Raw genomic sequence first — 1,937 nt, 5'->3', positions numbered from 1 at the left:
AATTCAGATGGGGTAAAAGAATCCCCACCTGAATTAAGAACTTGCTTCAATTGATATCAATGATTTACTCTGAACTACTTGCTGAATTAGAGTTTAATTAACAGCACCCATCTTTACACCCGCAGCCTTTAGACTTAAATTTAAGTCCAGTACTAATATAATTTTGCGGTATATCAAGAAATTCACAAAATTCAACATTAGTTGGATATGCTTTTGTTTTTACAATCTTATTCTCAACTATAGTAACAGGTAGTGCCTCCATTCCATCACTATTTAATATTTCATTTATTATTTTGTTATCAACAAAAGCCTGAGGATTATTAGTTAAATTGTATCTTTCAACTACAATACCTTTCTTATTTAAAGTATTTAGTACTGTAGATACTCTTAATAATTCCGGATCAACTCCTGGTCCACATAAACCTGTTGAACAGCACATAGCTGGTTCAAAAATAATCATTTTTTTCATAATCATTCACTCCTTGTCTTTTAGGCATCTGAAAATAAATAACAAGTCAAAGATGCCTTATTTGCATTCACATTTAGTTTTATCTTTACAGATACATTCATCTGTATCTGTTATAAGATTCATAAGAAATAACATTAATTTATTGCAGTAAGCAATATTTAATGAATAATAACTCCATAAACCATCTTTTCTACAATTAACAATCCCACATTCCATTAAAACCTTCATATGATGAGAAAGTGTAGGCTGAGTAAAGTCAAAATATTCTAACATATCGCAAGCACACTTTTCACCACAGGACAGTATATCAATTATTTGTAATCTATTAGAATCAGCTAATGCTTTAATAACTTTAGAGTTTTCTGCATAATTTAATCTCATTCAATCACCACCTGCATAGATAATCATCTATGTATAATATAGATGATTATCTATGCATTGTCAATATAATCTATTTATATTAATATATAATTAATTATTATATTTATTATTATCTATATATTATAGTATTCATATTTTTCTTTTATTGCTACTACTTATTTATCTGATGACTAGTCGCTGTAACACTCCATCGCACTCTGTGAAAGCGATTCACACAAAATTAAAAATTTTGGCTCTCTACTTTTCTAAAGATTGGGATAACAGCCACACGTCCCTGGATAATTCATCTAAACAAGTGGGAGTACGAACTCCCACTTGTACGATTCATTGATAATTAAGTTTGATTATTTATAATTTATATTATATAGTTAATATGGGTTATTATACTATTCATAACAAATTTCTAGAAAAGCATAAAGTTAAATTATAAAATTAGAAAGTTTATCCGATGACTACCATCCGTAATACTCCCATCGCACTCTGTGAAAGCGATTCACACAAAATCAAAGATTTTTGTTCTCTGCTTGCACACAGCGAAAGCGATTCACAGAAAATCAAAGATTTTTGTTCTCTGCTTTTCTATCAAAGTGGGAGATAACGGCTGCTACATCCCTGGATAACGATTTCTTTGTTTATAGAAAAATCGAAACACGTGGAGAAACTATAGACTTTTTTCATTTTATTAATCTTTTTTAATCAATAATTTGGTCACTTATGAAAGAAGATGAATGAATATAAATATAACAACCTCAATCATTAAAAGCAGATTATTATATTTATTCAAGTTTTTTCATATACAGTAAATAATGAAACTATAGATTAGCTATTCAATGTATTTTTAACCTAATGTGCGGAATTCTCCCACTCTCTATAGGTGGGAGATGGATAGCACTTGCTTACGGGCATAAATGTGATAAATTACATGAAGTTATATAAATGTGCTGTCAGTACACTTGTAAAAAAGTGTTTACGAATAGAAAGAAGCAGTTATGGAAAAAATATTTGTAAAATGGAATTTACTGACTTACAGCAACAACTATTAGTGAGAACATAGATGTAGTAAAAAATATATAGATAATAAAAGCAT

Annotated in this window: 2 protein-coding genes; both read right to left on the bottom strand. The window is 29.1% G+C overall.

The window, feature by feature from the left end; all coding sequences use genetic code 11:
* Nucleotides 1-97 precede the first annotated feature (97 nt).
* A complete protein-coding gene (arsD, locus tag ABF633_RS20700; protein ID WP_415526629.1) occupies nt 98-469 on the bottom strand; it encodes an arsenite efflux transporter metallochaperone ArsD in 372 nt (123 codons plus the stop codon).
* A 57-nt stretch (nt 470-526) separates the two neighbouring features.
* Nucleotides 527-850 carry an ArsR/SmtB family transcription factor gene (locus tag ABF633_RS20695; protein ID WP_415526627.1) on the bottom strand — a complete coding sequence of 108 codons (324 nt, stop codon included), beginning with the start codon at nt 848-850 and terminating at the stop codon, nt 527-529.
* Between the last annotated feature and the right edge of the window lie 1,087 nt (nt 851-1,937).

It is taken from the genome of Clostridium sp., assembly GCF_047718555.1.
Classification (GTDB): domain Bacteria; phylum Bacillota; class Clostridia; order Clostridiales; family Clostridiaceae; genus Clostridium_I.
Note: the sequence above shows the minus strand (reverse complement) of the source record. Positions and strands in the feature narration are given on the sequence as shown.

Coding starts and splice junctions, on each gene's coding strand:
- arsD (WP_415526629.1), bottom strand. CDS start 469: ATGAAAAAAATGATTATTTTTGAACCAGCTATGTGCTGTTCAACAGGT.
- ABF633_RS20695 (WP_415526627.1), bottom strand. CDS start 850: ATGAGATTAAATTATGCAGAAAACTCTAAAGTTATTAAAGCATTAGCT.